29 protein-coding genes are annotated in these 26,937 nt (G+C 68.6%); 17 read left to right on the forward strand and 12 right to left on the reverse strand.

Annotated features, from left to right (window positions below):
- Positions 1–173: 173 nt before the first annotated feature.
- Positions 174–2,015, reverse strand: a complete 1,842-nt coding sequence (locus EV137_RS11810; protein ID WP_134128477.1) for an ABC transporter ATP-binding protein — start codon at positions 2,013–2,015, stop codon at positions 174–176.
- A 165-nt stretch (positions 2,016–2,180) separates the two neighbouring features.
- On the opposite strand from EV137_RS11810, the gene EV137_RS11815 reads away from it, so the two are divergent.
- On the forward strand, positions 2,181–2,606 hold the full coding sequence (locus EV137_RS11815) for a MarR family winged helix-turn-helix transcriptional regulator (RefSeq protein WP_134001026.1): 426 nt from the start codon (positions 2,181–2,183) through the stop codon (positions 2,604–2,606).
- A 163-nt stretch (positions 2,607–2,769) separates the two neighbouring features.
- Here EV137_RS11815 and EV137_RS11820 read toward each other — a convergent pair whose 3' ends face one another.
- Complete coding sequence (locus tag EV137_RS11820) at positions 2,770–3,750, reverse strand: alpha/beta hydrolase (RefSeq protein ID WP_305000149.1); 981 nt, start codon at positions 3,748–3,750, stop codon at positions 2,770–2,772.
- A gap of 103 nt (positions 3,751–3,853) precedes the next feature.
- Here EV137_RS11820 and EV137_RS11825 point away from each other — a divergent pair, with 103 nt between their 5' ends.
- Positions 3,854–4,549, forward strand: coding sequence for a TetR/AcrR family transcriptional regulator (locus EV137_RS11825; RefSeq protein WP_134128481.1), 696 nt, complete (start codon positions 3,854–3,856; stop codon positions 4,547–4,549).
- A 6-nt stretch (positions 4,550–4,555) separates the two neighbouring features.
- On the opposite strand, the gene EV137_RS11830 is transcribed toward EV137_RS11825, so the two are convergent.
- On the reverse strand, positions 4,556–5,473 hold the full coding sequence (locus tag EV137_RS11830; protein ID WP_134128483.1) for a 2-dehydropantoate 2-reductase: 918 nt from the start codon (positions 5,471–5,473) through the stop codon (positions 4,556–4,558).
- 56 nt (positions 5,474–5,529) lie between these two features.
- Between EV137_RS11830 and EV137_RS11835 the strand changes: the two genes are divergently transcribed.
- The 3 genes from EV137_RS11835 to EV137_RS11845 are packed head-to-tail and all read left to right on the forward strand — an operon-like array spanning position 5,530 to position 7,520.
- Entirely contained in the window at positions 5,530–6,057 is a 528-nt protein-coding gene (locus tag EV137_RS11835) for a CGNR zinc finger domain-containing protein (RefSeq protein WP_134128485.1), read from the forward strand.
- Positions 6,058–6,114: 57 nt separating this feature from the next.
- Positions 6,115–6,642 carry a hypothetical protein gene (locus tag EV137_RS11840; protein WP_134128487.1) on the forward strand — a complete coding sequence of 176 codons (528 nt, stop codon included), beginning with the start codon at positions 6,115–6,117 and terminating at the stop codon, positions 6,640–6,642.
- Positions 6,639–7,520, forward strand: coding sequence for an alpha/beta hydrolase (locus EV137_RS11845; protein ID WP_134128489.1), 882 nt, complete (start codon positions 6,639–6,641; stop codon positions 7,518–7,520). Before EV137_RS11840 ends, EV137_RS11845 begins: the two co-directional genes overlap by 4 nt.
- A gap of 13 nt (positions 7,521–7,533) precedes the next feature.
- Here EV137_RS11845 and EV137_RS11850 read toward each other — a convergent pair whose 3' ends face one another.
- Positions 7,534–8,259 (reverse strand): hypothetical protein, encoded by a 726-nt coding sequence (locus EV137_RS11850; protein WP_134128491.1) that lies wholly within the window; start codon positions 8,257–8,259, stop codon positions 7,534–7,536.
- A gap of 46 nt (positions 8,260–8,305) precedes the next feature.
- The gene (locus tag EV137_RS11855) at positions 8,306–9,166 is read right to left on the reverse strand and encodes a LysR family transcriptional regulator (protein WP_134128493.1); all 861 of its coding nucleotides are present in this window, start codon (positions 9,164–9,166) and stop codon (positions 8,306–8,308) included.
- Between the two features lie 75 nt (positions 9,167–9,241).
- On the opposite strand from EV137_RS11855, the gene EV137_RS11860 reads away from it, so the two are divergent.
- From EV137_RS11860 to EV137_RS11890, 7 genes are read left to right on the forward strand one after another with little or no spacing between them, the layout of a single operon-like run.
- On the forward strand, positions 9,242–9,763 hold the full coding sequence (locus tag EV137_RS11860) for a dihydrofolate reductase family protein (protein WP_166679837.1): 522 nt from the start codon (positions 9,242–9,244) through the stop codon (positions 9,761–9,763).
- Between the two features lie 34 nt (positions 9,764–9,797).
- Positions 9,798–10,811 (forward strand): LacI family DNA-binding transcriptional regulator, encoded by a 1,014-nt coding sequence (locus tag EV137_RS11865; RefSeq protein ID WP_134128497.1) that lies wholly within the window; start codon positions 9,798–9,800, stop codon positions 10,809–10,811.
- A 40-nt stretch (positions 10,812–10,851) separates the two neighbouring features.
- A complete protein-coding gene (locus EV137_RS11870; RefSeq protein ID WP_134128499.1) occupies positions 10,852–11,814 on the forward strand; it encodes a Gfo/Idh/MocA family protein in 963 nt (320 codons plus the stop codon).
- Between the two features lie 11 nt (positions 11,815–11,825).
- On the forward strand, positions 11,826–12,839 hold the full coding sequence (locus tag EV137_RS11875) for a Gfo/Idh/MocA family protein (protein ID WP_134128501.1): 1,014 nt from the start codon (positions 11,826–11,828) through the stop codon (positions 12,837–12,839).
- Between the two features lie 3 nt (positions 12,840–12,842).
- Complete coding sequence (locus EV137_RS11880) at positions 12,843–13,673, forward strand: Gfo/Idh/MocA family protein (protein ID WP_134128503.1); 831 nt, start codon at positions 12,843–12,845, stop codon at positions 13,671–13,673.
- A gap of 19 nt (positions 13,674–13,692) precedes the next feature.
- Entirely contained in the window at positions 13,693–14,409 is a 717-nt protein-coding gene (locus EV137_RS11885) for a 2OG-Fe(II) oxygenase (protein ID WP_238175239.1), read from the forward strand.
- Positions 14,410–14,455: 46 nt separating this feature from the next.
- Positions 14,456–16,057, forward strand: coding sequence for an HNH endonuclease signature motif containing protein (locus EV137_RS11890; protein WP_134128505.1), 1,602 nt, complete (start codon positions 14,456–14,458; stop codon positions 16,055–16,057).
- Between the two features lie 10 nt (positions 16,058–16,067).
- On the opposite strand, the gene EV137_RS11895 is transcribed toward EV137_RS11890, so the two are convergent.
- Positions 16,068–16,706 carry an SGNH/GDSL hydrolase family protein gene (locus tag EV137_RS11895; protein WP_134128507.1) on the reverse strand — a complete coding sequence of 213 codons (639 nt, stop codon included), beginning with the start codon at positions 16,704–16,706 and terminating at the stop codon, positions 16,068–16,070.
- A 76-nt stretch (positions 16,707–16,782) separates the two neighbouring features.
- On the opposite strand from EV137_RS11895, the gene EV137_RS11900 reads away from it, so the two are divergent.
- From EV137_RS11900 to EV137_RS11910, 3 genes are read left to right on the forward strand one after another with little or no spacing between them, the layout of a single operon-like run.
- The gene (locus EV137_RS11900; RefSeq protein ID WP_134128509.1) at positions 16,783–17,223 is read left to right on the forward strand and encodes a GNAT family N-acetyltransferase; all 441 of its coding nucleotides are present in this window, start codon (positions 16,783–16,785) and stop codon (positions 17,221–17,223) included.
- A 2-nt stretch (positions 17,224–17,225) separates the two neighbouring features.
- Positions 17,226–18,095 (forward strand): LLM class flavin-dependent oxidoreductase, encoded by an 870-nt coding sequence (locus EV137_RS11905; RefSeq protein WP_134128511.1) that lies wholly within the window; start codon positions 17,226–17,228, stop codon positions 18,093–18,095.
- 33 nt (positions 18,096–18,128) lie between these two features.
- A complete protein-coding gene (locus EV137_RS11910; RefSeq protein ID WP_134128513.1) occupies positions 18,129–19,085 on the forward strand; it encodes a formylglycine-generating enzyme family protein in 957 nt (318 codons plus the stop codon).
- Here EV137_RS11910 and EV137_RS11915 read toward each other — a convergent pair.
- From EV137_RS11915 to EV137_RS11925, 3 genes are read right to left on the reverse strand one after another with little or no spacing between them, the layout of a single operon-like run.
- Complete coding sequence (locus EV137_RS11915; protein WP_134128515.1) at positions 19,069–20,292, reverse strand: MFS transporter; 1,224 nt, start codon at positions 20,290–20,292, stop codon at positions 19,069–19,071. The genes EV137_RS11910 and EV137_RS11915 overlap by 17 nt on opposite strands.
- On the reverse strand, positions 20,289–20,756 hold the full coding sequence (locus EV137_RS11920) for a MarR family winged helix-turn-helix transcriptional regulator (RefSeq protein ID WP_134128517.1): 468 nt from the start codon (positions 20,754–20,756) through the stop codon (positions 20,289–20,291). The genes EV137_RS11915 and EV137_RS11920 overlap by 4 nt, the downstream gene beginning before the upstream one ends.
- A gap of 19 nt (positions 20,757–20,775) precedes the next feature.
- Positions 20,776–21,975 carry an MFS transporter gene (locus EV137_RS11925; RefSeq protein WP_134128519.1) on the reverse strand — a complete coding sequence of 400 codons (1,200 nt, stop codon included), beginning with the start codon at positions 21,973–21,975 and terminating at the stop codon, positions 20,776–20,778.
- Positions 21,976–22,092: 117 nt separating this feature from the next.
- Here EV137_RS11925 and EV137_RS11930 point away from each other — a divergent pair, with 117 nt between their 5' ends.
- Both EV137_RS11930 and EV137_RS11935 read left to right on the forward strand, forming a co-directional pair.
- Positions 22,093–22,659, forward strand: a complete 567-nt coding sequence (locus tag EV137_RS11930; RefSeq protein ID WP_134128521.1) for a TetR/AcrR family transcriptional regulator — start codon at positions 22,093–22,095, stop codon at positions 22,657–22,659.
- Positions 22,656–23,165, forward strand: coding sequence for an SRPBCC domain-containing protein (locus EV137_RS11935; RefSeq protein ID WP_134001071.1), 510 nt, complete (start codon positions 22,656–22,658; stop codon positions 23,163–23,165). The genes EV137_RS11930 and EV137_RS11935 overlap by 4 nt, the downstream gene beginning before the upstream one ends.
- On the opposite strand, the gene EV137_RS11940 is transcribed toward EV137_RS11935, so the two are convergent.
- The 3 genes from EV137_RS11940 to EV137_RS11950 are packed head-to-tail and all read right to left on the reverse strand — an operon-like array spanning position 23,154 to position 26,919.
- Positions 23,154–24,134, reverse strand: a complete 981-nt coding sequence (locus EV137_RS11940; protein ID WP_134128523.1) for a TolB-like translocation protein — start codon at positions 24,132–24,134, stop codon at positions 23,154–23,156. The two genes, EV137_RS11935 and EV137_RS11940, sit on opposite strands and share 12 nt — an antisense overlap.
- A complete protein-coding gene (locus tag EV137_RS11945) occupies positions 24,131–25,333 on the reverse strand; it encodes an MFS transporter (RefSeq protein WP_134128525.1) in 1,203 nt (400 codons plus the stop codon). Before EV137_RS11945 ends, EV137_RS11940 begins: the two co-directional genes overlap by 4 nt.
- On the reverse strand, positions 25,333–26,919 hold the full coding sequence (locus EV137_RS11950) for a discoidin domain-containing protein (protein WP_134128527.1): 1,587 nt from the start codon (positions 26,917–26,919) through the stop codon (positions 25,333–25,335). The genes EV137_RS11945 and EV137_RS11950 overlap by 1 nt, the downstream gene beginning before the upstream one ends.
- Positions 26,920–26,937 lie beyond the last annotated feature (18 nt).

Raw genomic sequence — 26,937 nt, forward strand, 5'->3', positions numbered from 1 at the left:
GCGATCCTCCCCCGCGCACACACCGCTGCGCGACCGGGGGTCCGACTACTGGTCAGGTACGCCGGACCTGGGCCACTCACCAACCGCGGCGGGCCGCCCCGGGGCAAGGCGTGTAGCAGGAGTGAGCGAGGGCGTCGGGACGAGTTGGTGAGTGGCGGACGTCCGCGCAGCGCTCAGGCGGCTTGGGCGAACTGGGTTGCGTAGAGGTCGGCGTACAGGCCGCCCTGGGCGAGCAGTTCGTCGTGGGTGCCGCGTTGCTGGATGCGGCCCTCGTCGAGGACGAGGATGACGTCGGCGTTGCGGATCGTGGAGAGGCGGTGCGCGATGACGAGCGACGTACGGCCGACCAATGCGTTCGCAAGCGCGGTCTGGACGGCGGCCTCGGATTCGGAGTCGAGGTGCGCGGTGGCCTCGTCGAGGATCACGATCGACGGTGACTTGAGCAGCAGCCGCGCGATCGCGAGCCGCTGACGTTCGCCACCGGACAACCGGTATCCGCGATCACCGACCACGGTGTCGAGCCCGTCCGGCAGGCTGTCGACGAGGGTCGCGATCTGCGCCGCTTCGAGCGCCTGGTGCAGTTCGTCGTCGGTCGCGTCCGGGCGGGCCAGCTGCAGATTCGCGCGGATCGTGTCGTGGTACATGTGCGAGTCCTGCGTGACCACGCCGATCGCCGCACGGAGCGAGGCCTGGGTGACTTCGCGTACGTCGTGACCACCGACCAGGACCGCACCTCCTGTGGCGTCGTACATCCGGGAGACGAGCGAGGAGAGCGTGGACTTCCCGGCGCCGGACGGGCCGACGACGGCGACCATCTGCCCGGGCTCGACCGTGAACGTGACGTCCTTGAGGACCTCTTCCCCGGTCTCGGCCGACAGCGTCGCGACCGACTCGAGCGAGGCGAGCGACACTTCCTTGGCGGACGGGTAGTGGAACGACACGTGATCGAACTCGATCGACGGCTCCGCGCTCGGCGGCAGCGTCTTCGCGTCCTTGCGGTCGGCAACCATTGGCGGCAGGTCGAGCACCTCGAGGACCCGCTCGAAGCTGACCAGCGTGGTCATGATGTCGACCTGCATGTTCGACAGCGCGGTGAGCGGCCCGTAGAGCCGGTTCAGGTACGCCGTCAGCGCGACGACCGTACCGATCCCAAGCGCTCCTTCAACGGCGAAAACCCCACCGACGCCGTACACGAGAGCGACCGCGAGCGCCGCTACCAGCGTGAGCGAGACGCGGAAGACGCCGGCGTACATCGAGGTGGTGACGCCGATGTCGCGGACCCGGGCGGCCTTGCCGGCGAAGTCCCGCGAGGCGTCCTCGGTGCGGCCGAACACCTTGGCGAGCACCGCGCCGGCGACGTTGAAGCGCTCGGTCATGGTCTGCGCCATGGTGGCGTTCAGCTTGTACGTCTCCGCTGTTGCCGTGCGCAACTTTCCGGCGAGGAGGCGGGCGGGGATGACGAAGAGCGGGAGTACGACGAGCGCGAGCAGGGTGATCTGCCAGGACATCACGAACATCGCGGCGAGTACGAGCGTGACGCTGAGCAGGTTGCTGACCACGTTCGAGAGCGTGGAGGTGAACGCCTGCTGGGCGCCGAGCACGTCGCCGTTGAGGCGCTGGATGAGCGCGCCGGTCTGCGTCCGGCTGAAGAACGCGACGGGGAGCTGCTGCACGTGGTCGAACACGGCGGTGCGGAGGTCGTAGACGAGACCCTCGCCGATCCGCGACGAGAACCAGCGCTCGGCAAGCGTGATCGCGCTGTTCGCGACCGCTAGCAGTGCTACGACGAGCGCGAGCCAGACGACCACGTGGGCGTGGCCGGGCACGATGCCGCGGTCGATGATCGCCTTGAACAGCAGCGGGGTGGCCGCGCCGGTGCCGGCGTCGAGAGCGACGAGGACGAGGAAGGCGGCCAGATGGCCGCGGTACGGACGGGCGAACCCGAGGATCCGGCGGAGCGTGCCCGCCGACAACTTGTGGTGCCGGACGGAGGAGTCCTTCAACAGCGAGCGCATCGCGCGCCCACCGCCCCCTCCCCCACCCGGAAGTCCGGAAATCTGCGACATGCAGTTCCTTCCAGTCAGGGACAACAACATAGTGAGGCTAACTCACTATGAGCTAACCTCACAAGATGGTGTTCTGTTCCCCGCGGGCGCGAGGGCTCCCATTAGGCTCTGGGCATGCGTGATCCCGATGATGCTGCGGAGCAGATTGCCGGCCTGCTGGACGGGATCGTTCGCCGCCAGCGGCGGGCCTCACGGGAGGGGTTCGGCGAGAGTGTCACGCACGGGCAGTTCCGGGTACTGCGGACGCTCGATCGCGCGGACCGGCTGCTGCGGCTGAGCGAACTGGCAGCGCAACTGGGCATCGTGCCGCGATCGGCGACGTCGGTCGTGGACGATCTGGAGGCGGCCGGGCTGGTCGCGCGGCAGCCGGACCCACACGACCGCCGCGCCACCCTCGTCTATCTCACCCCTGACGGCCTGAAAGTTCTGGCCACCCTCCGCAAGAAACGCCGCGACGTGATGGCCGGCCAACTCGCCCGCCTGACGGCGGACGAGCAGCAAACCCTCGCTGATCTCCTTCAGCGCCTCGCCGAGGAATAACCCGCACGCCACACGTTGCACCCATCTACGCACCCGACGTCCCACCCAGCCCCGCCTCCCGTGGGTTGACGTCCGAGATGCAGGGTTTGCGTCCGGGATCTCGGACGCAAACCCTGTATCTGATGGGTCGACCCACCAACGGCGGGGATCCGGGTGGGGCGGGTCAGGCCTTCTTCAGGTGGGCGATGATGCCGTCGAGGTCTTCGATCATGCGGTCGGGGCGGACCATGTGGCCGCCGGGGTCTTCGTAGGCGGTGAAGGGGATGCTGGCGTTGTCGAGGGCGGCACGGAACTCGCGCTGGCCGGCCAGGACCTGGGTCTCGTTGGCGTAGTCGAACGGGTCGGGGCTCGGGCTGGTGCCGGCGACCAGGAAGATGCGCTTGCCGCGGTAGCGCTCGAGGTTCTCCATCGGGTTGTCGGCGGTGACGCGTGCCTCGTCCCAGGCTGGGGCGCCGTAGATCGTCCCGCCGGCCAGGTCGACGGCCGCGGAGGACACGTTCGCCCAGTGCACGACCAGGCCCGCGTCGCGGCGGACGCTCGCCGGACCGGAGTGCGAGCTGACGGAGGCGAAGTGGCCGTAGTACTTCGCCGTGTACTTGAGCGCGCCGAAGCCGCCCATCGAGAAGCCGGCGACGGCACGGCCGGCGAACTCGGCGTACGTGCGGAAGTTGGCGTCGATCCACGGCACCAGCTGGTTGAGGTGGAAGCTCTCCCAGTTGCGCGGGCCGGTGTTGGAGCTGACCGGGTTGGAGTACCAGCCGGCCTTGCCGCCGTCCGGCATCACCACGATCAGCGGCTTGCCCGCGGTCCAGTCGCGGATGCCGAGGCGGTCGAACGCGATGAAGTCCTGGTTGCCGCCGTGCAGCAGGTACAGCGCCGGGTAGGTGCGCCCGCTGGTGTGATAGTCACTCGGCAGCAGGACGTTGACGGCCGGGGCCCAGCCGATCGCGTCGGTCTGGAAGCGGTAGTACCACATCCGCGGATCGTCTTCGTTCCGCTCGGTGATGTGCAGGCCGAATCCGTCGTCGGCCGCACTCGCGGCGAGGGAGGTGGCCAGAATGGTGCCGGCGCCGAGGCCGGCGGCGACGGTCAGCCCGCCGGCGGCCTTCAGCATCGTGCGCCGGGTGGGGCGAGGTGCGCTCACCATGATCTCCTGAGCTATGAGGGGACAGAATAATCACCGTCGGTGACGGTGTTGATCTAAGTTAGTAGCATAACTTTGGGGTCAGGCCCCACAGAGGAGTGTTGTGACAGCGAATCCGCCCCGTCGGAAGACCGGCGGCCGCCAGGCGCAGATCACCATCGCGGACATCGAGCGGGAGGGCCTGCGGATCGGCCTGACCAACCTGACCGTGAACGGGGTCGCGACCGCGCTCGGCGTCACCCCGACCGCGCTGTACCGGCACGTCGACGGCAAGCTCGGGCTCGAGGCGCTGGTCGGTGAGGCGGTACTGCGGGAGCTGCACATCGTCGACGACCCGGACGACGACGTCGAGGCGCACTTGTTGTCGTTCGCGCGGCAGCTGCACACGTTCGTCCTCGAGCACCCCGGGCTCGCGGCGTACCTGCAAGGGCTGTTCCCGCGCGGTGAGGCCGGGGTACGGCTGCAGCGAGAGGCGGTCGAGGCGCTCGGCCGGCGCGGTTACAGCCCGGCCGGTGCGGTGCTGATGTCAGGCACCGTCGCATCGCTGGCGATCAACCTGACCGCGGCCGAGGAGCGGCATCGCCCGTACTTCGAAGGTCCGCACCAACGCGAACTCGAGAAGGTCTACGCCCTCCTCGCTGCGGACGAGGTGCTGAGCGCGGCGCATCAGGAACTCCCGACGATCACCTCCGAGCCGTACTTCCGGATGGTGATGACCGGCTGCATCCGCGGCCTGGTCGCCGCGGCCCCACCGAACCGCCCGGTGAACGACGTCCTCACCGACCTCGGCCTGGAGTAGTCGGCGTCAATTGCCAGCAGCGAGCGCTCGGGCGCCGGCCAGTTCGAACAGGAACGTGTTGACCGGGGTCGGGACGGCCGATTCGGCGCCGAGGCGTACGACGGCGCCGGTCCAGGCGTCGAGCTCCGACGGACGGCCGGCGATCAGGTCGCGCTGGAGCGACGTCGTTCCGTCGGCGGGGAGCTGATCGACCCAGGCGAGCGTTCGCGGTACGACGTCCCCGGCGAGCCGAATGCCTCGCGCCAGTGCGATGTCGCGGATCTCGGTGATGGCCTCGGTGAGCAGCCGGCGGGTGGCGGGGTGGGTGCGGAGTACGCCGTACCCTGCGCCGGTCGCCGTACCGAGGCCGCCGCCCGGGACGACCGAGAGGAACTTCGTCCACAACGCCGCCCAGATGTCGTCCGGAACGGTCGCCTGGAGTCCCGCCGCGACGAAGGCGTCGCGGAGCAGACCGGTTCGCGGCGTGGCCGTGTTGTCCCATTCGCCGAAGTTGAGCTTCCCGTTGCCGAGATGCCGGATCACGCCGGGACCCTCGACGTACGCGATCACTTCGGCGGCTCCGGGCAGTACGGCGTCGCGCCCGTAGACCTCGGCGACCTGATCGGGCGCCTCGACTCCGTTCTGCACCGTGACGATCGCGGTGTCCGGTCCCACGAGCGGGCGGATCGCATCGATCGCGTCGGGCAGCTGCCACGTCTTCACGCAGATCAGCACGTAGTCCACCGGACCGATCTCGGTCGGCTCGCTGGTCGCCTGCACAGGTAGCTGCAGGTCACCCGCCGGGCTCCGCACCACCAGGCCGTCGGCCTTCAGCGCCTCCAGGTGCTTGCCGCGGGCCACGAACGCCACGTCCTGCCCGGCGGCGGCCAGCCGCGCACCGAAGTACCCGCCCACACCGCCCGCGCCGACGATCCCGATCCTCACAACCCACTCCCTCGGTTACCGGTTCAACTGGTAACAGCGATGATAGACTACGCGCCATGGACACGCACTTCACCTGGGTCGGCGGGCGGCCGTCGGTCGACTTCACCGCGACCCTCGGCAAGCGGCAGCAGGCGCCGTTCGAGCGCATCCCGGAGCCGACCGATCTCGGCCGCTGGTTCCGCGAAGCCGGGCTCGCGCAGGACGAGCCGGCTGTTTCAGGGCGTGCGTATCGCCAGGCTGTCGAGTTGCGGGAGGCGTTGTACCGGCTCTTCACCGGGACGACGTACGCCGCTGATCTCGAGGTGGTCAATCGTTGGAGCAGCCGTCCGTTGGCGGGGCCTCGGCTGACGTCGGACCTTCGTGCGGAGAGTGCGGCGGTCGACGTGCCGGGTCTGCTCAGTGGTTTGGCTCGGGACGCGGTTGACTTGCTGACCGGTCCGCTTGGCGATCGGATCCGGACGTGTGCGGCGGACGAGTGTTCGCTGCTGTTCGTCGACGCGAGTCGTGGCGGGCGGCGGCGATGGTGCTCGATGAACAGCTGTGGAGCGCGCGCCAAGATGGCGACGTACCGCGCTGTGGATTGATTGCGAGTTTCGCGCAATCGGCCAGAAGGGTCGCGGTCGGGATGGTTGATTGTGGGCATGCGTACACCGACTACAACACCGGCGCAGGCGGCCGGGATGATCCGGCGGGACCAGGACCTGTTGCTGAGCCGGATCGAGGGATTGAGCGAGGACGAGATGCGGGCGCCGTACGACGTGGCCGCCGGACCGCTCGGGGACTTCTGTGACTCGTTGCACGACCTGGTCGCGCACGTGCTGATGTGGGACGAGGTCACGCTCGCCGTACTGCGGGACGCCCGGGCGGGACGGCTGCACTGGAGTCTCGATCCGCTCTGGGAGACCGCCGAGATCGGGCGCGCGCTCAACCTCGGCGGCGTCGAGGCGGGCCGGCTGATCCCGTCCGAACTCGTGCTGCACCGGTTCCACAGTGTCGGCGAGGCGCTCGTTGACGAGATCTCGCGGTACGACGAGGAGACCTGGGCGGACCCGTCGACAGGTGCCGGGTTCGACGGCGGGATCGGGGCGCTGGCGGAGTACGTCTCGACGACGCCCGACGGGATCCTGTTCGCGCACGCGGCGCGTCACCTGCAGCCGGTGAGCGCATGACGCCCGAGCTCGTCGACAGCCCGGAGTACGGGCCGGAGACGGACGCGCTGCGGAAGGTGCTCGCCGATCAGCCCGGCTACCCCGAGCTCGATCCGTACCAGGCGTTACTGCTGGATCGGGAGGAGCTGCCGGATCCGGCGCTGGCGGGTGAGCGTGATCCGCGGCCGGGGATCGAGGACGTCGTGATCGAGCTGCCGGGGCGGTCCCTCGAGGCGCGGATCTACGGCATGTCGCCGGAGCCTCGACCGGTTCTGCTCTGGTTGCACGGTGGTTCTTTCATCGGCGGGCATTTGCGGGACATCGAGTACGCGACGTCCGGGATAGCTGCCGACGGCAACGTTACTGTTGTCTCCCTCAACTATCGGCTCGCGCCGGAGAATCCTTATCCAGCAGGGCTTCTCGACGTTCACCACACGCTTCAGTGGATCCGCGAGAACCTCGACGGCGACGGGCGGGTTGCGGTGGGCGGTCAGAGTGCGGGCGCGGCCTTGGCCGCCGGGGCGTGTCTGCTCGCTCGGGACCAAGGTGGTCCTGTCCCCGATCGTCAGATCCTGTGCTATCCGACGCTGGATTTGCGCCCGGACGCCGAGTGGCACGAGTGGTACTTCCCCACGGACGACGTACCGGCAACCGCCGTACCACTGCGGGCCGACTCGCTCGCGGGGCTTCCGCCGACGCTCATGGTGGCGGCCGGGCGGGACTCGTTGCGCGACGACGCGCTGGCGTATGCGGGTCGCCTGGAGCAGGACGGCGTACCGATGCGGCTGGTCGAGTACGCGGACACGATGCACGCGTTCCTGAACTTTCCGGGCGCACTGTCCGCCGGCCGCCACGCGGTCGAACTCATCGCCGCGGACCTTCGTGCTGCGTTTTCCTAGTTTCCTAGTTTTCCTAATGGTCGGCGCGGTGGGTGAAGAAGCGGGCCGGGTTGCCGGCGGCGCGCGGGTTCGACGCCAGCCAGATCGCGAAAGAGTCGGGGTGGCGGCGTTCGAGTTCGTCGAGGTAGGCACGGCGTACGTCGACCATCGCCTGTCTCCGGTCGGGTCCCATCGCACGCTGGAGCTGGGTGAAGCTTCGCCGCCAGGCGAGGCACAGCTCCTCGTCGCTCAGCTCGCCGACGCTCCGCACCACGGCGACGAGGTACTTCGGCATCGGTAAGCCCGCGGCCGGGTCGTCCTCGGCGCGGACCGCGTTCAATTGGCGGTTCGATGCCTTGGGCAACCTGATCGTCCGGCGCGGCCGTTCCCGCGCCGGCCGGTCGGCCCGGCCCGAGCGCAACCAGCCGATGACCGGCGGAGACACGCCGACCATCAGCAGGAGCAGCGTCACGGTGCGGACTCCGATCGCGGCGGCGTACCCGCAGATCGCGAGAACGCACAGCCCGCCGAGCACCGCACCGCGGGGAACCATGTTGAGTAGGTCAGAGGTCGGCAGATCGCGGCCGAGACCGATGCTGAGACAAATTGCGCCGGCGGTGAAGGCGGCGATCATGAAGACCACCAGGTTCGTCCCCGGTGACACGAACACCAGCGCGCTGACCACACCGAGAATGGCCAGCAGTCCCACGGCTGCCCGCCAGATCCGCTGATACCGCAGCTCGACGTCCACCATGCTCACCCAGTGCCCATCGCCCGGTCCTCCAACCGGAGTCGAGTGGCTCCCCCTAGACCAGTGTTACTCGTTTCAGGGCAGTAATGAAGGCCGCCGTGGCCGGCGGGTCGGGCGGTTCGCCGTACGTGGCGAGCAAGATGCGGCGAACGACCGGCAACTCGGTCGATCGCACCCCGTCGGCGAGGTGCGCCCGCAACGCCAGACCGGGCGTGGTGGTGACACCGAGACCGGCGCGGACGAGGGCCTGCTTGACGATCACATCGTCGCTGGTGAAGGCGATCCGCGGCGTGAAGCCGGCGTCCGCGCAGTGCTGCAGCAGCTCGTGGCGGCAGTTCACGCAGCCTGCGATCCAGTCCGAGTCCCGATGGTCGGCGAGGGTTTCTCCGGTCCGGCGGCTGAGCAGATGGATCGGGTCGTCACGCAGGTACGTGTATCTGATGCCGTCGTCCGGCTGCTCGTCGTCGTACCGGAAGACGATCGCGAGATCGATCGCACCTGCCCGCAACTGCTGGACGGCAACCCGCGGGTGGACGTCGGTGAGTTGGAACTGGAGGTTCGGGTGCTCGCGGCGGAGCTCGGCCGCCGCGGGTGGGACGAGTTCGCTGAGCGCCGAGCTGAAGGCGCCGACCCGGACCAGGCCGGAGCGCAGGCCGACGAGGGCGGCGAGCTCGGCGTCGGCGGCGTCGACGCGGCCGACGATCTCCGCGGCGCGGCGGGCGAGCACCTCGCCCTCCGGGGTGAGCCGAATGCCGCGGCCGGCCTTCTGGACGAGCTTCGCGCCGGTCGCGGCCTCGAGCCGGGCGAGATGGTGGCTCACGGTGGGTTGTGTGTAGTGCAGCGCCGCGGCCGCCGCGGTGACCGAACCGTGCGCGGCGACCGCGGCCAGCACGCGCAACCGGACGAGATCGAGCATGTATCGATCCTATCTATGCTTCGGTCGCCACATTGGCATTGGACGCATGTATCAGTCCGGAGCAGGCTGGACGCCATGACCGGCACAGTGATCTGGCACATGACGATGTCCCTCGACGGCTTCATCGGGGACCGCGACGACAGCGTCGACTGGATGTCCGCTGCCGACGGCGGCCCGTCTCGGCTCGGCGCCGAGGTGATCGCGACGTGCGGCGCATTCCTGTGCGGCGGCAAACGCGTCGAGGCGGTCGGCGAGAACCGACCGTACGGCGGGGCTTGGCAAGGCCCGATCCTCATCTACACCCGCAAGGACCCGGCCACGAACCCGATCCCGGAATTCACCTACGTCTCCGGCGACATCCGGGACGTCGTAGCTCAAGGCCTCGAGGCAGCCGCCGGCAAGAACCTGGTCGTCACCGGCGGCGCGGTCCCCCGCCTAGCGGTCGAAGCCGGTCTCGTGGACGAGGTCGTCCTCCACATCATCCCCGTCCTTCTAGGCGAGGGTGTCCGCTTCTACGACAGCCCCGGCGTACACCCCACGAAACTGAAGCTCCTGACCGCCGAGAACCTGAACTATCGGTTCGAGGTCCTGAAATAGTGCAACCGGTTGCACGGACCTTTATGGTGTGGGCATGGCATCACGTGCCGGCCGGGCGCCGGGGGTCACCATCGGGGACGTCGCGACCGCCGCCCAGGTTTCGCGGTCGACGGTGTCGCGTGCCTTCACCCGGCCGCAGCTGCTCAGCCAGGAGACCGTGAAGCACGTCCGCGCGGTCGCGATGCGGCTCGGGTACGTCGGCAACCAGGCGGCGCGGGCGCTGTCGACGGGACGGTTCGGGAACATCGCGGTCGTCGTACCGGATATCGCGAACCCGTTCTTCCCGCCGCTGGTGCGAAGCCTGCAACTGGCCGCGGAGACCGCCGACCTCGCGGTGTTCCTCGGTGACTCCGACGAGTCCGCGGAGCGGGAGGCCAAGCTGATCGCCCGGCTCGCGCCGCAGGTCGAGGGGTTCGTGCTCGCGTCGCCGAGGCTGTCCGAGAAGTTGATCCGCGAGCTGGCGGCGACCCGTCCCACTGTCCTGGTCAACCGCGATCTGGACGGGATCCCGCGGGTGCTGATCGACTCGTCGGGCGGGATGACCGAGGCCGTACTGCTGTTGAAGAAGCTCGGCCACCAGCGACTCGCGTACCTGGCCGGGCCGCGCGACTCGTGGTCGGACCAGCAGCGGCGGGAGGCGCTGACGCAGACGTCCGCCAAGGCGGGGCTGACGGTGGAGATCGTCGAGGTCGGGCGGCCGACCTACGCGGCCGGGCGGGACTCGGTGTCGGCGGTCGTCCGATCGGGAGCGACCGCGGCCATCGCGTTCGACGACGTGGTGTCGCAGGGCGTGCTGGCCGGGCTCGAGGTGCGCGGCATCTCGGTGCCGACGGACTTCAGCCTGGTCGGCTGCGACGACACGCTCGCGGCACTCACGACGCCGGCCCTGACCAGTGTCTCGGCGGGTGCCGCAACCGCCGGTACGGCGGCCGCGAAACTGCTCGTCAACCTGCTGGAGGCCGTCGAGCCGAGCGCCGATTGCGTCACGATCGCGACCCACCTGGTCACGCGCGCGACGACCGCGGCGGCACCGAAGTCGACGTTCTGATGCGTTGACGTGCAACCGGTTGCATGCTGGAATCACGAACATGACGCGTATCGCCATCGCCGGCGCCGCCCATCCGCACGTGGCCTATGCCACCGCGGAGGTCGATCAGGTCGCGGCGTACGAGCTGGTCGCGGTGGCTGATCCGTCCCGCGAGACCGCCGAGCGGTGGGCCACGCCGTACGACGCCAAGGTGTTCACCGACCACCAGCAGATGCTGCGCAAGGTCGAGCCCGATGTCGTCATGGTCGCCGGGATCTACGGCGACCGCGGTCAGGTTGTGGTCGACGCTCTGAACGCCGGCTGCCACGTGATCGCCGACAAGCCGCTGTGTACGACGCTCGAGGACCTCGACGCGATCGCCGAGGCCGCGGAGCGGACCGGCCGCCACGTGACCCTTCTGCTGGAGAAGCGGTACTACCCCGTCACCCTCGCCGCACTGGGAATCGCGGACCAGCTCGGCACGATCCACGGCGTGACGTCGTCCGGCCCGCACAAACTGAACCGCCCGACGCGTCCGGCGTGGTTCTTCGAACGCGCGCGGTACGGCGGACTCCTCAACGACCTCGCCGTCCACGACATCGACGCTGCCCTGCTCTTCACCGGGCTCACCAGCGGGACCGTGAGTGGCTCGATCGTGGACAGCTCGTACGGCGTCGCGACGCTCAGCGGACCCGGTGCGGTCATCACCGCGGGCGTGGACTGGATGAACCCGGCTGGCTCGCCCGTGCACGGTGACTACCGGATGAAACTCGTCGGCACCGGAGGCACCGCCGAACTGCTCTGGGCGCGCAATCGCCTCGTCCTCACCACGACCGACCTGGCGCCGCACGACGTACTGCTGCCTGCCGGTCATCGGCCGGCCGAGCTGGTCCTGCAGGCACTTGCTGCGGGCAACGAACCGGACATCACCACCGAGCGCGGCCTACTGGCGACGCGGCTCGCACTCCTCGCGCAACGGTCCGCCGAGAACGGCGGCGTACCCATCTCCTGGACGACCGACTGAAGAGAGGTCCTATGCGTTTCGCCCTCATCGGCGCCGGCACGATCGGCGCCGTGCACGCTCGCCTCATCGAAGCTCTCGGTGACGAGGCTGTGCTGGCTGCCGTCGTCGACCAGAACCTCGAACGCGCCGGCAAACTCGTCTCGCAGTACGGCGGCCGGGCCTATGCGACACCGGCCGAGGCGTACGCCGGGGAGGAGGTCGACGCCGTCGGGATCTGTCTGCCGAGCGCACTGCATGCCGATGTCGCGGTCGAAGCGCTGCGGGCCGGCAAACATGTGATCGTCGAGAAGCCCGTCGACATCACGCTGGCCGCCGCCGACCGGTTGATCGAGGCGCAGCGGGACACCGGGCTGACCGTCTCGGTGATCAGCCAGCGCCGGTTTCAGCCGCCGGTCGCGCAGATCCGGGCCGCGATCGACAGCGGCACTCTCGGCCGTGTGACGTCCGGAATCGCCGAGTCGGCGTTCTTCCGGCCGCAGTCCTACTACGACGGCGACGACTGGCGCGGCACGCTCGCGATCGACGGCGGCGGCGCCTTGATGAACCAGGGCATCCACGCGCTCGACCTGCTGGTCTGGATGCTCGGCCGGCCGGTCCAGGTGAGCGCGCAGACCGGGCGGCTCGCCCACTCGGGGATCGAGGTCGAGGACCTCGCCGGTGCATCGATCGTCTTCGAGAGTGGGGCGATCGGGCTGATGCTGGCCAGTACGGCGGCCTACCCGGGCCGTCCGGTGCGGCTGACGATCCACGGCGATCAAGGGACAGCAGTCCTCGACGACGATGAGCTCGCGTACTTCGCCGCGGCGAATGCCGACGCGCCCAAGGCGCCGGTGCTGAAAGGGCCGGACGGGTGGGGGCCGGTCGAGCTCGCGCATCTCGCGCAGTACCGCGACTTCATCGGCGCCGTCCGCGAAGGCCGCCCGCCGGCGGTGACCCTGGAGGCCGGGCGGCGGTCGTTGGCGACTGTGCTGGCTGTCTACGAGTCCGCCCGTTCAGGGCAACCGGTCGAACTGAAAGAGGACTGACCCATGCCCTTGCGCCTGGCCCTGGTCGGCACCGAGAACAGCCACGCCGAGCACATCATCCAGCACTTGAACGTCGATCCCGTCGCCGACACCGCCCGGATCGTCGCCCTCGTGGGCGCGGACGACGAACGCAACCGGAAGCTCGCCAAGACCGGTGGCATCACCGAACTCGTGCCGACCTCGGCCGAGTTGCTCGGCAGCGTGGACGCGCTGATCGCCACCAACCGCGACGGCGCGTTGCATCGCGAGCACGCCGTACCGTTTCTGGAGGCAGGCGTCCCGGTGTGGGTGGACAAGCCGTTGGCCGCGAGTACGGCGGATGCGCGGGCGATCCTGGACGCGTCGCGGCGCGGTGGCGCGCCGGTGACGTCGTACTCAGCTGTGCGCTGGGTCGCGGACGCGGATGCGCTCGCCGCGGCGTCGGTCGGTGAGCTGCAGGCGGTCACGGTGACCGGGCCGGCTGATCCGGACAGTGAGTACAGCGGGATCTTCTTCTACGGCATCCATGCGGCCGATCTGGCGCAACGGTTGGCTCCTGGCGAGCCTGGTCCGGTGACGGTCGAGCGCGTCGGGTCCACTGTCGTCGTGCGCTATGTGTGCGATGGGGTGCTGGTGACGTTGCAGTTGGTGAAGCCAACGGATGACGGGCGGGTGCCGTTCCATGCCGAGATCGTCGGGCGGACGGGGCTGGTGAGTCGCGACGTACGGCTTGATTCGGAGTACGTCGTACCTGGGCTGAAGGTCTTCCTTGAAATGCTCGAGACTGGTGAGCGACCGCTTGACGACGCGACGATGCTTGCGCCGATCACGGTGCTGGAACAGGTCCTCACATAACTGTGGGCTGTGCCGTTCCATGGGTATGAACAAGTACGAACGACGCGTGGCCGGTGCCGACTGGGACGCTGTGGCCGCTTCGGTCGATGATCTCGGATGTGCGCTACTGCCGCAGTTGCTGACGCCGGCCGAGGCTGCACGGATCGCTGGGATGTACGACGACGTACAGCGGTTCCGGGCGACGATCGACATGGCGCGGCATCGGTTCGGCGAGGGGCAGTACCGGTACTTCGATCGGCCGTTCCCGGAGGCTGTGGAGGCGTTACGGCAGGCGCTGTATTCGCGGCTGCTGCCGATTGCGCGGGAGTGGTACTCGAAGCTCGGGCGGGAAGCCGAGTGGCCGGACACGCTCGACGAATGGCTGGACGTGTGTCATCGGGCGGGGCAGGAGCGGCCGACACCGATCCTCCTGCGGTACGGCGCGGGCGACTGGAACGCCTTGCACCGTGATCTCTATGGCGACAAGGTGTTCCCGCTTCAGGTCGTGATCAACTTGAACGACCCTGGTGTCGATCACACCGGCGGTGAGTTCCTGCTGGTCGAGCAGCGGCCGCGGGCACAGTCGCGGGGTACGTCGACGCTGATCCCGCAGGGGCACGGGTTGGTGTTCACGACGCGCGATCGTCCGGTGAAGTCGGCACGCGGCTGGTCGGCGGCACCGGTGCGACACGGCGTTTCGGCGATCCGCTCAGGACAGCGCCATACGCTCGGACTGGTCTTCCACGACGCGAAGTGACGAGCCGATTTGGCGTTGAGCTGTATTCGAACGTATGATCGAATGCATGAGTGAGTGTCCGGTTGAACGGCCAGCAGACGAGGCCAGCGGCCCGTCGGGGGCGCCGGTCGAGCGGGCGCTGTCTGTCGTGCCTGGTGCGCCGGGAGCGGCGATTGCGGACGAGGCGGGTCGGGGCTGGGATGCTCCGTTCTTGGCGTTGGTCGACCGGGTGCGCGCTGATGCGCGGCTCGCGGCTCGGCACGGACTCCTCGGCCGGTATGACGACCCGGACGACCGTGGTGCCGGGTTGTTCGAGGCGGTGGCGTTCCAGGACACGTCAGAGTTGAGCGACTCAGGCTGGCTGGATCGGCACGAGGCGATCTGCCGGTTGGAGGCACGGCTGGCCGCCATGAAGGCCGAGGCGACCGCCGGGTACGAGACCTCGTTGCACGGTGTATCGGCCGATCTTGGGCACCGCCACCCCGAGCCTGGAGATCGGGTCGCGGAGCCGGGCGAGCGTCGATGGGTGGCGGGTGATCTCCGGTCGACTGCTGACGAGCTCGCGTTGGTGTGGCAGATGCACAAAGGTGCTGCGATGGCTCGGATTCATACGTCGTGCGAGTTGGTCCACAACTTTCCGGCGACATTGCGGGCGCTGGAGGAAGGTCAGTTGACCGAGCGGGCCGCGTTCACGATCGTGCGGGAGTTGTCGGTCCTGGACGATCCGGACGCCCTGCGTGCGGCCGAGACCGCACTGCTGGGGTGGGCCGGGAAGCATCCGTTGCAGAAGCTGAAGCAGGAGGCGCAGCGGGAGGCCGCGCGGCGTTCGCCGGATGCGCGTAGCAAGGCGCATGCGCGGGCGATGGATGAGCGGTCGGTGCGGATCTTCCCGAACAGTGACGGCACGGCTGAACTGGTTCACACCCACGACGCCTTGGACGCGGGCGCGGTGATGAACAGCCTGACCCGTGCGGCGGCGTACCGGCGTCGTCAGGGCGACTCCCGCTCCATGGACCAGCTGCGCGCCGACATCGCTCTGCAGCGGCTCCTACCCCGGACCGACACTCGCAGGGGCAGAGAACCGGGCGAAAACGCAGACGTTGAGCTACACGACGACTCGACCGCTGGTGCGGACGCCACCGTAGTCATCCATGCGACCGGCGCCGAGGTCCGCGCGCTGATCGACGGCGAGAACAGCACCGGCGGGACGGCCGAACACTACGGACCGATTCCCCAAGAATCCCTGCGTAAGCACCTCACTCGCGCTCTGGCTCGAAGTCTCCTCGGGGGCGCCGGCCGGTCCCGGATCGGCCTTCGGCTCAGCGACGAGCCACCGGCTGGGAAACCGGACAGGTACACACCGGATGCTGCGACCGATCGCTTCGTTCGCCTGCGCGATCGAACCTGCCAGTTCCCCGGGTGCAACCAGCCCGCCGAGTTCGCCGATGTCGACCACCGCGTCGCCTTCGCAGAAGGCGGCCGAACCACCACGGACAATCTCCATTGCCTGTGCCGGCACCATCACCGCCTCAAGCACGAAGGCGGATGGGTCGTCACGTCCGATCCCGATGGCACGACGATTTGGGTCAGCCCTACGGGTCGGCGCTACCGCACGCCTGCGCCCGATCGCGGCGGTTCTGATCCACCCGACTCTGGTGCGCCACGGTGATCCTGGCGGGTTACTCGGCTGCGGCCAGGTCGGAGCAAATGTCCCAGGCCGCCTGCCGGAGCTGGGCGGCGGTGTCCGCCGTGAGGCCCTTCACCGGTACTTCGGTAGCGACCGGGTCCTCGTTCAGCAAGGCGATCAGGAACACGCATGCCGCGAGGTAGCTGCCCGCGAGCGCGGGGTGGCTGTTGTCCGCGTCGTGCAGCGCGGGTTCGTCGTACTGGCTGAGGAAGCGCTCCCAGACCATCCCGACTGGTACGAGCGTCGCACCGAGTTCCACCGCGGCGCCGCCGTACGCCTTGGTCAGAGCCTGCTGGGTCTCTGGTGCGTTCCGGCGTGCCCAGGTCAGGTAGAACGCGGTCCGCGCACCCGCTGCGCTGATCGCCTCGTCGAAGTCGCGGGCGCTCTCCCGGAAGCGGGCCGGGCTCTTGATCGGCAGCGTGCTCTGCTCCTGCAGTACGACGGTGTCGAAACCGCCTCCCGCGATCTCGTCGAGCGCCTTGCCCGCGTTGAGATGCTGCCGCAGTGATGCGCCGCCGGCCGAGATCAGCTTGTGCTCGAACTCAATGCCGCGCGCCCCGGCCAGCCCCTTGAGCAGCCCAGGCAGGTTGTTCCGCGAGGTGAAGCTGTTACCAACGAAGAGAATCCGCACGACACGGACGCTACTACTACTCCCCCGGGACCGAATCCGTTTGACCGCCGGCCGCGCCCGGCTGTTGGGTTGCGGGATGAGCGAGCTTCGGATCGTGCCGGTGACGGACGACCAGACGGTGCTGGACTGGCAGCGGGTGCACAACGAGATCATCCCGACGGCGCCGCTGTCGGTCGACGAGATCCGCGAGCGGATGACGCGGCACATCCTCGAGGTGGCGTACGACGGCGAGGTGCTCGTCGGATGCTCCACCGTCCGGCCGCCGTCCGAGGAGACTTCGGCCGTGGTGGTGATCGCTCGCGTGCTCCCGGCGCACCGGCGTCGTGGTTTCGGTACGGCGATCTACGAGCACTGCTTGCGGCGCGGGCGGGAGCTGGGCGATGGCATCGAGACGCACATCCTCAGCAGCAACGAGGACGGCGTACGGTTCGCGAAGGCGCACGGGTTCGTCGAGGTGGAGACCTATCTGCTGCCGGGCGACACGATTCCGTTCATCGAACTACGGCTGGGTGAGTGACTATGCGTTTCTCGATCAACATTCCGAACTTCGGAGACTTCGCCGACGCCCACACGGTCATACGGGTGGCGAAGGCTGCCGAGGACGCCGGCTGGGACGGGCTGTTCTTCTGGGACCACGTGGTGCACAGCAAGGAGCGGCGGCGCGGGCAGCCGTTCGGCGACCCATGGATGCTGATGACGGCGGCCGCGCTGGCGACGTCCCGCATCAAGCTCGGTCCGCTGGTCACGCCGATCGCCCGGCGGCGGCCCGAGCAACTCGCGCGACAGGTCGCCACCCTCGACGGCCTGAGCGGTGGCCGGGTGATCTTCGGCGCCGGGCTCGGTGGACCGATCGACGACGAGTTCGGCAGCTTCGGTGACGAGACCGACCCGAAGGTGCTGGCGTCGCGGCTGGACGAGGGCCTGGACCTACTGGCGGCGTACTGGTCCGGCGAGCGGGTGAACCACGCCGGCGAGCACTATCGTGCCGATGACGTCGAGTTGCTGCCGGCAACGGTGCAGCGACCGCGGCCGCCGGTCTGGATCGCCGGCTACTGGCCGCGGAAGGCCCCGATGCGCCGAGCCGCGCGCTGGGACGGCGCCGTACCGCTGTTCAAGAGCGCCAACCACGGCGAAGCCCCACCGGTCGACGAGCTCCGTGACCTGGTCGCGTTCATCAACGGCGAGCGCAAGGACGGAAGCACACCGTACGACGTGATTGTCGGCGGCATCAGCCCGGCCGACCCCGCCCGTTCCCGCGCCCTCGTCGAACCGCTCGCCGAAGCGGGAGCCACCTGGTGGGACGAACGCCAACTCATCACCGGCACCGACTTCTACCGCCTGGACCCGATCCTGCGCCGCATCGAACAAGGCCCACCGAGCCTCGGCTGACCCCGCGAGTGCAGCCGACCTAAGCTTGCACGCATGAGCGATGACCGTCCGTCCTGTTGTGCGCCGGCGCGTGCTGAGGTGGCGGCACCTCCGCCGGTCCCGGACGCACGCGGGGAGCATGGGGTCGAGCAGGTTGTGCTCAGTGGTGGCTCGTTCGCGATGGGTAACAGCAACGGGGACGAGAACGCCGCCGACGGCGAGACGCCGGTGCATCAGGTCGAGCTGGCGCCGTTCAGCATCGACGCGACCAGCGTGACGAACGCCGACTTCGCCCGCTTCGCCGATGCGACCGGTTACCGCACCGAGGCCGAGACCTTCGGGTACTCCGCGGTGTTCCATCTCGCCGTGGCCGCCGAACCGGACGAGGTGATGGGTCCGGCGTCCGGGACCCCGTGGTGGGTCGGCGTCCGGGGCGCCGACTGGCGGCATCCGGGCGGCTCGCGGTCCGATCTCGACGGGCTCGACGATCATCCCGTCGTCCACGTCAGCTGGAACGACGTGGTCGCCTACAGCAAGTGGGCGGGGCGACGGCTGCCGACCGAGGCCGAGTGGGAGTACGCCGCCCGCGGAGGTCTCGAGGGCGCGCGCTACCCGTGGGGCGACGAATTGATCGACAACGAGACCGACGGCGAGTGGCGGTGCAACATCTGGCAGGGCGAGTTCCCGCGGACGAACACCGAGGAGGACGGCTACCTGACCACTGCGCCGGTCCGCACCTTCCAGCCGAACGGCTACGGGCTGTGGCAGATGGTCGGCAATGTGTGGGAGTGGTGTGCGGACTGGTTCGGCCCGCGCTACTACAAGTTCTCCCCCGCCGAGAACCCGCCCGGACCGTCGCTCGGCGCAGCCCGGGTGATGCGCGGCGGCTCGTACCTCTGCCACGACTCATACTGCAACCGCTACCGCAACGCCGCCCGCTCGTCGAACACGCCTGAGTCCTCGATGGGCAACGCCGGCTTCCGTACGGTCGGTCTCACGCGTCCTGAGTGACCGCAGGCTGCCGCAACCCCGGCGTACTGGCTGCGACCGCGGCGACGGCTGCGACACACAGCAACGCCCCGGAGGCGAGCGAGGTCACCGGTGAGGTGAGCTGCGCGACCACGCCGCCGCGGAGGTTGCCGAGATCGGGACCGGCCTGACCAACGATCTGCTCGGCAGCACTGACCCGACCGAGCAGTTCGGGCGGCGTGTGCAGCTGGACGATCGTGCTGCGGGAGACGACCGCGACGGTATCCGCCGCACCGGCGAACGCGAGGCACACCAACGCCAGCCACGCGGTCGGCGAGAACGCGAACAGCAGCAGGGCGATCCCCCACCCGGCCGAGCCGCACAACATCACCAGCCCGTGCCGAGGCAGCCGGGTGAACGACCCGGAGAACAACGACGCGGCGACCCCGCCGACAGCGATCGCGGTCAGGAACAACCCGAGCGTTCGCGGGTTGTTGCCGAACCGCTCCGCATTGATCACCGGGAACAAGCTGATCGGCATCGACAGCACGGTCGCGGCCAGGTCGGTGATCAACGCGCCCCGGATCACAGGCGTCGCCACCACGAACGTCAACCCGTCCCAGACCCCGCGCAGCCCCGGCTTCGCGGCAGCCTCGATCTTCATCCGCGGCAGCCCGAGTACGCCGTACAGCGCGGCGAGGAAACTCACCGCGTCGACGAGGTAGCAGACGCCGACGCCCCAGGTGCCGACGATCACGCCACCGAGCGCCGGCCCGAGCAGCATCGCACCTTGGAACCCGATCCGATTGAGCGCGATCCCGGCAGCCAACTGATCACGCGACAGCAGCTGCGGTAGCACGGTCCGCGCGACCGGTCCGGCGGTCGCGCCGAACGCCGACTGTACGGCGACCAGCGCCAGCAGCACCCCCACCGGGAACCGGCCGATCACCAACTGGCTGGCCATGACGGTTGCGGTCAGCAACTGCCCGATCGTGGTGACCAGGTAGATCTTGCGCCGTTCGAGCCGGTCGACGAGGGTGCCCGCGAACAGGCCGAGCACGATCAGCGGCAACGCCTGCGCCAGTCCGACCGCGCCGGTCCAGGCCGGACTCGCGGTCTGGTCCCAGACCTGGAACATCACCGCGACGAAGGTCAGCTGTCCGCCGAACCCCGACAGCACCTGCCCGATCCACAACCGCCGGTACGTCAGGACCTTCAGCGGCCCGAGGTCGATGAACGCGTGCTTCACTGCAGCATCTCCGCGATCCGGTCGTGGAAGCTCTTCCGGGCCAGTGCTTCCTCGACGTCGCGGACGACCTGAGTCATCGGGTACGGCAGCTCGGCCTCGAGCTCGGCGATCGCGGCCTCGGTCGCCCGCCACTCGGCAGCGAGCAGCTCGACGAGCTTCTTGGACTTCGCGGTGAGCGTGACCCGCTTGCTCCGCGCATCCGCACCCGGCACGGTCCGGACCAGGCCGGCGGCGCGCATCCCGGCCACCTTCTGGCTGAGCGCCGAGTGCGTCCGCCCGATCGCGTCGGCCAGCTCGGTGATCGTCATCGGCCCTTTGAGATGCAGCTGGAGCAGTTCCCGCACGTACGTCGGCTTCAGCCCCTTGATGTCCCGATCGAGGTAGATCTGCCCGATCTCGGCATCGAGCCGCGCCAGCAACTCGTGCAACGGCCGCCACAAACTCTGCTCAGTGGGATCCTCCATGCGGCGATCATAACAGCACTTATATAAGCACTGTTACATCTGGTTGATGCGCGGCACGGCGCGAAATGGTTGAGATCCACGCAGCGGCGAGACCGGCGGCGAGGAGGCTGATCACGGCGACGGTCGCGAAGCCGTAGCGCGTGTCGGAGTGACCGGTGACGACCGAAGCGATCAGCATGACGACGATGGTCGCGGCGAGTCCGTACCCGTTGGCCAGACCGAACGCGTGCCCGACCCGCGACGCGTCCACCGACGTCATCAGCAACGACCGCGTCGCGATCCGTGCCTGCCCGAACAGGAAGGCGCCCAGCAGCACCAGCACCATCAGCACGGGTACGCCGAACAGCGGTTGCAGCGCGAACAACGTCGTACAGACCAAGAATCCGCCGACTGCGAGCTTCAGGTCACCGAGGCGGGCCGCGGATCGACGGTAGACGGCCGCGGCGAGCAGGAAGCCGGCTCCGCCCAGCGCGTCGACCACACCGAGGACAGCTGGACCGCGATGCCATTCTCCGATCAGCAGCACCGGAAGCAAGGCGTTGAAGACCGTCACGACCACGAGACCTTGACCGAAGAGTAAGGCCAGCGGGCCGAGCGGGAGGACCCTTGCGGCAGTGTGGCGTGCGGCCTGGGTTGTTTCCACGAGCAACTCGGTGGGCCGGCGGCTCGTTCCGACCGCGAACACCAGTACGGCGGACAACGCGAACGTCAGCGCGTTGAAGGTGAAAAGCGGCTTCGGACCGAAGTACTGCAGGGCGATTCCACCAACGGCAGCGGACAGGAGCATGCCGCACTGGAGGGCGATCTCGTAGTGCGCGTTGAAGCGACGCAGTTGCGCGGTGGCGACTCGCTCGCGGATCAGTGCGGCACTGGCCGGCGTGAACTGGGCGGCAATGACCGCCAGGGCGAAGTTGGTCGCGTAGACCAGCGGCTGCTGGGACACCCCGAGCGCCAGTCCGACCGGGAGAACGAGCGCGACCGCCGCACTGACGACGTCGCAGATGACCCACAGGCGGCGCCGGTCGAAGCGGTCCGCGAGGCGACCGAAGTACGGCGAGAGGACGGCCTGCGGTACGGCGACAGCAATGAAGAGCCAGCCGACGTCGAGCATCGAGCCCTGCGCGCGGACCAGCAGCAGCGCGGCGCCGAGGAGCTGGATGTTGTTGCCGAGGGACGTAATGAAGGCTGCGGGCAACAGCAGCCGAAGTCGTGAGGTCACTTGGTCAACCGTGACACCAAACACTGACAATCCATGTCAGCATTCCTTTTCGCTACTCCAGTCGCGTAAATCGTGTTACGGTTCTTCCGATACCGCAGTAGCGAAAAGGGGATGCCGATGGTGCCACGAGGACGGCCGCGGGACGCCGGTGTCGAGGGGCGGGTGCTCGACGCCGCGATGGCCGAGATGCGCGCCCGGGGGTACGACGCGATATCGGTCGACCGGGTCGCCGAGCGAGCCGGGGTCGCGAAGACCACGATCTACCGCCGCTGGCCGAGCAAGGCCGAGCTGGTGATGGCGATGATCGCCAGGCTGCGCGGCGGCGTACCGTTCGATCCGAGCGATGACCCGCGGCACGACCTCACCGAGCTCGTCACCGGAATCGCCGCGACCCTCGAGGCGCTCCCGACCACGCTGGTCGCCGACCTGACCGCCGCAGCAGCCCGCGAGCCGCGCGTCGGCGAGAGCGTCCGCGCGCTCTGGGCGGAACGGCACGCAGCCGTCACCGCGGTGATCGCGCAAGCACAAACCGACGGGCTCCTGCCCGGTCACGCCGATCCGCGGGTCGTCGTCGACCAGCTCGTCGGTCCGCTGTACTACCGGCTCCTCATCACCGGTGAGCCGATCGATCCCGCCTACGTGAGGGCGCTGGTGCACAGCACCCTCGGACCGGAGCAGTCATGAAGAAGTTCCTCATTGCCCTCGGCACCGTTCTCGTCGTGGTCGCCGGTTGGACCGTCTACACGGTCGCCCGCCCGTTCGTCCTGCACACCGAGCTCGACATCGACGCGTCCCCCGAGCAGGTCTGGAAGGTTCTCACGGACCGCCAGGCCTACCCGGACTGGAATCCGTTCATCACCTCATCGACCGGCGAACTGACGGTCGGCGGCACCATCACCAACGTGCTGCGCGACACCAAGGGCAGCGAAACGAAGTTCACGCCCAAACTGCTCGCCGTCACGCCGAACCAGGAGCTGCGCTGGATCGGCAAGGTTCCGCCCGGCGCCCTCTTCGACGGCGAGCACTCGTTCCGCCTCACCGCCCTGCCGGACGGCCGCACGCACCTCGTCCAGGAGGAGAAGTTCACCGGCGCCGCCGTCCCCTTCACCCGCTCGTGGCTCAACAAGACCATCAAGCCCCAGTTCGAAGCAATGAACCAAGCCCTCGCAGCCCGGGCCCTAGGTAAATGACGGTGAGGTGGCTTGAGGGACGAGGAGCTTGGCCGGCGTGGTGAGGCCAACGGACCAGAGGTCGAGCGTGTTGCCGGAGTTCCGGAGCGGGTAGAGGAGGGTGTCGTTGCCCTGCCAGACGAGCTGGTCGTCGATGGGGCGGGCGTCGGGTGGATGGGTGATGCGGCGAGTGGCGAGGTCCAGGACCGCGAGGCGCCAGACACCGTTGGACACCTTTTGTTTGAAGGCGATTCGGCGGCCGTCTGGTGACAGGGAAGGGCACTCGACGTTCTCGGCGATCGCGGTGCCTCGGTACGCGCGGTAGTCGGCCTCGATCAGGTACGTCGTCCCCTTGCTCGCCATCGTCACGTAGAAACGGTTGCCGTCGGCAGCGAACGTGATACCCCAATAGTTCACGTCCGAGGCGAAGTACCGCTTCCCGTCGACGAACACCGCGAGTTCCTCGATCGTCTTCACCAGCCGCCCGGTGTCGACCTCGTACAGCCCGGTGCGGGTCGAGAAGCCGGTGGCGGCGTACGAGTCACCGGTGACGAACAGGGTCCAGTTCACGAACCGCCCGTCCGGCGACACGCGGGCGCGGCTCGGCGTACCGGGCAGCGTCTCGCGATGGCGTTCGCGGAGGCTCGCGTCCAGCACGATCAGATCGGTCATCGCGGGAAGCGAGCCGGCCTTCAGCCGCAGGCAGATCGCCGTACTGTGTGCCGCGGCGAAGCGGTCGCAACGCAACTCCCCCACGCGCCGGGCAGCACCTGGATCGGCCACGGGTACGGCGGCCAGCTTGCCGGCGTCCGGTCCTTCGGCGAGGTTGCGGAAGAACAGCGTCTTGCCGTCGAACCGCATCGGCTGCCCCGTGACAACCGGTACGGCGTTCTCGGCCGCGCCACCGTCGCGGGCGTGCGCGACGTACGTGATCGCGCCCCCGACGAGTGCGAGGACACCGATCGCGGCGACAACCACACGGCGTCTCATCGGCGTACCTCCAAGGGTCTGAAGATGGCGGCGGCGATCGTGACCGCTAGCAGCGCTAGCGTGAACGCGAGGAGCGCCGGGCGAAGGTCCCAGAAAGTCCACAGCAGGCCGACGGTGACGGCTGCGGCCATGCGGGCGAGCGCCTGCCCGGTTTGCAGTACGGCGAGACCGCTGGCGCGGAGGTTTTCGGGCAGGAGCGGACCGACAGCGGCCGGGAGGACGCCGTCAGTGGCGGCATAGAAGGCACCGTGGAGAGCGAGGACCAGCCACCAGGTACCGACCGGTCCGCAGACAATCACAAGCGCGACGATCAGCGCGAGGTGCCCGCCGAGGAAGACCTTCCAGCGTCCGACCCGGTCGCCGAGCCGGCCGAGCGGGATCGCGAGTAGGAGGAACGTGCCTGCAGTCCCCAACGGGAGCAGCGGGAACAGGCTGGTGCTGATGTCCCAACGACGCTGTACGGCGAGGTAGACGAAGGAGTCGGTGATCGTGAACAGGCCGAGCGCCGCCGCCCAGACACAGCACCGGCGGAACTTCCCTTCACGCAGCAAACTCAGCATCGGAAGCCCGCGCGAGGTAGGGGTCGGTGGCGGGGATTGGTCGCGGACGAAGGCCGTCAGCAGGATCACGCCGCAGGTCGCCAGCGCGAAGCTGGTGACGAAGACCGAGTTGTAGTCATTCAGGCTCGCCCACAGGACGAGACTTGCAACCAGTGGCCCGAGGAAGCCGCCGATCGTGTCGAGAGCCCGGTGGACGCCGAAGGAGCGGCCCATCGTCGAAGGATCGCTGCTCAGCGAGATAAGGGCGTCGCGTGGCGCGGTCCGAAGGCCCTTGCCGGCGCGGTCGATGGCGAGGACCGCGCCGATCGCCGGCACTGTGGAACCGGCGGCCAGGAAGCCCACCTTCGAGATCGCGGAGAGCGCGTAGCCGACGCCGGCGACGGTCTTCAGCCGTCGCCAGCGGTCGGCCACATGTCCGCCGACCAACCGCAATACGGCGGTCGCTCCGGCGTACAGGCCGTCGAGCAGGCCGAACTGCAGGGGGTTCAGCCCGAGCCCGAAGACCAGGTACAACGGCAGGATCGCGGTCACCATCTCGGCCGAGACGTCGGTCACCAGGCTGACGATGCCTAGCGCAACGACATTCCCAGGAACACGACGGAGTGGTGTCCGGAGCGGGCCGACGGATGCGAGGTACATCAGTGGCAGCTGTACGTCGGGCTGCTGTCCAGGACCTTGCCGTCGAGCCCGATCAGCTGCGTGGCGAACGTGCTGTCGGTCATCGACAGCTTCAGTACGCCGAAGTCCGAGATGATCTTCGCCGTCGCCGGATGCGCGGCGTGCACCGGGTACAGGGGCGCTCCGCCCATCCCGCCGATGATCTGGACCGGGCCGCTCGCGTCCTTGTCACCGTCGGCGTTCTGCGGCAGGAACCGCTCGTAGTGGTGGTCGTGCCCGTTCAGCACCAGGTCGGTCCTCGCCGACACCAGCGTCTGCCACAGCGCATCGGCATCCGGGTTGTCGCCGTGGTCGCCGGAGCTGAACCGCGGGTGGTGATAGTACGCCGCGATACAGCCCTTGGTGTTGCTCGCGAGATCCTGCTTCAGCCAGGTGAGCTGCGCCGGCTCGCGAAGCCCTTCTTCCTTCACGAAATCGTTCGAGTCGAGCGCGATGAAGTGCCAGTTGCCCTGGTTCCAGCTGTAGTAGTTCTTGCCCTGGGGCGTCGCGATCGAGCCGAAGTAGTCGCGGTAACCCTTGAAGGGGGTGTCGTCGTACGTCTCGTGGTTGCCCGGGATCGGGTGGGTGATGCTCTTGAACTTCCCCCACGTCTTCGCGTAGTAGTTCTGGAAGTCCGACAGGTGCGCGTCGTCGTACTGGTTGTCGCCCATCGTGATCACCGCGGCGGGGTTCATCGCCTCCACCAGCTTGGCGGTCTTCGGGTGGATGCAGTCCGAGTCGGACGCCGTACAGCGGTCCGCGATGTCGCCGGCCGCCGCGAGCACGAACCCGCCGGTCCCGCCGGTCGATGTCGTCACCGTGATCGGCTCGCTCGCGGCCGACACGTTCCCGGCCAGATCGCGGGCGCGCACGGAGTACTTGTACGTCGTGTTCGCGGTCAGCCCGGTGTCGTCGTACTGCGCGCTCGCCGTCGTCGCGACCGCCGTACCGTCACGCAGTACGTCGTACCCGCTGACACCGATGTTGTCGGTCGAAGCAGTCCAACTGAGGGCGACGGACGTTGCCGTGGCGCCGGTACTCTTCAGGCCGGCCGGGACCGTCGGCGCCTGGGTGTCGCCGGACGAGTCGGTGGTCCCGTAGACCTCGAGCTCCCACAGCGAATAGTCGTACGACGTGCCGCGCTGTGTGCCGACGACCCGGACGTACCGCCCGTGGCCCTGCAGGCCGGTGAGATCGTCGGTCGCACCGTTGCCGTCCGCAACCGTCTTGATCGTGCTGAAGGTGGTGCCGTCGTCGGAGACCTCGATCCGGTACGCCTTCGCGTACGCGGCCTCCCAGTTCAGTTTGACCCGGCCGACGGTGGCCGCCTGGCCGAGGTCCACGCGGATCCATTGCGGATCGACGCCTTCGCTGCTGGCCCAGCGGGTCGACGTACTGCCGTCGACCGCCTTGCCTGCGGTCAGGGTGTCGTCCTCGATGCTCGAGGCAATCACCGGCTTGCCCTGCGACAGCAGGGTGTCGGCGTTCGTCCGAGCGTTGGCGGCGGACCCGCCGAGCGCGGCGAGCAGACCGACGGGTAGCACCAACGCGAGCAGGCGCAGTCTCATGAGATACCTCCGGGGGCG

Source organism: Kribbella pratensis, assembly GCF_004366075.1.
Classification (GTDB): Bacteria; Actinomycetota; Actinomycetes; order Propionibacteriales; family Kribbellaceae; genus Kribbella; species Kribbella pratensis.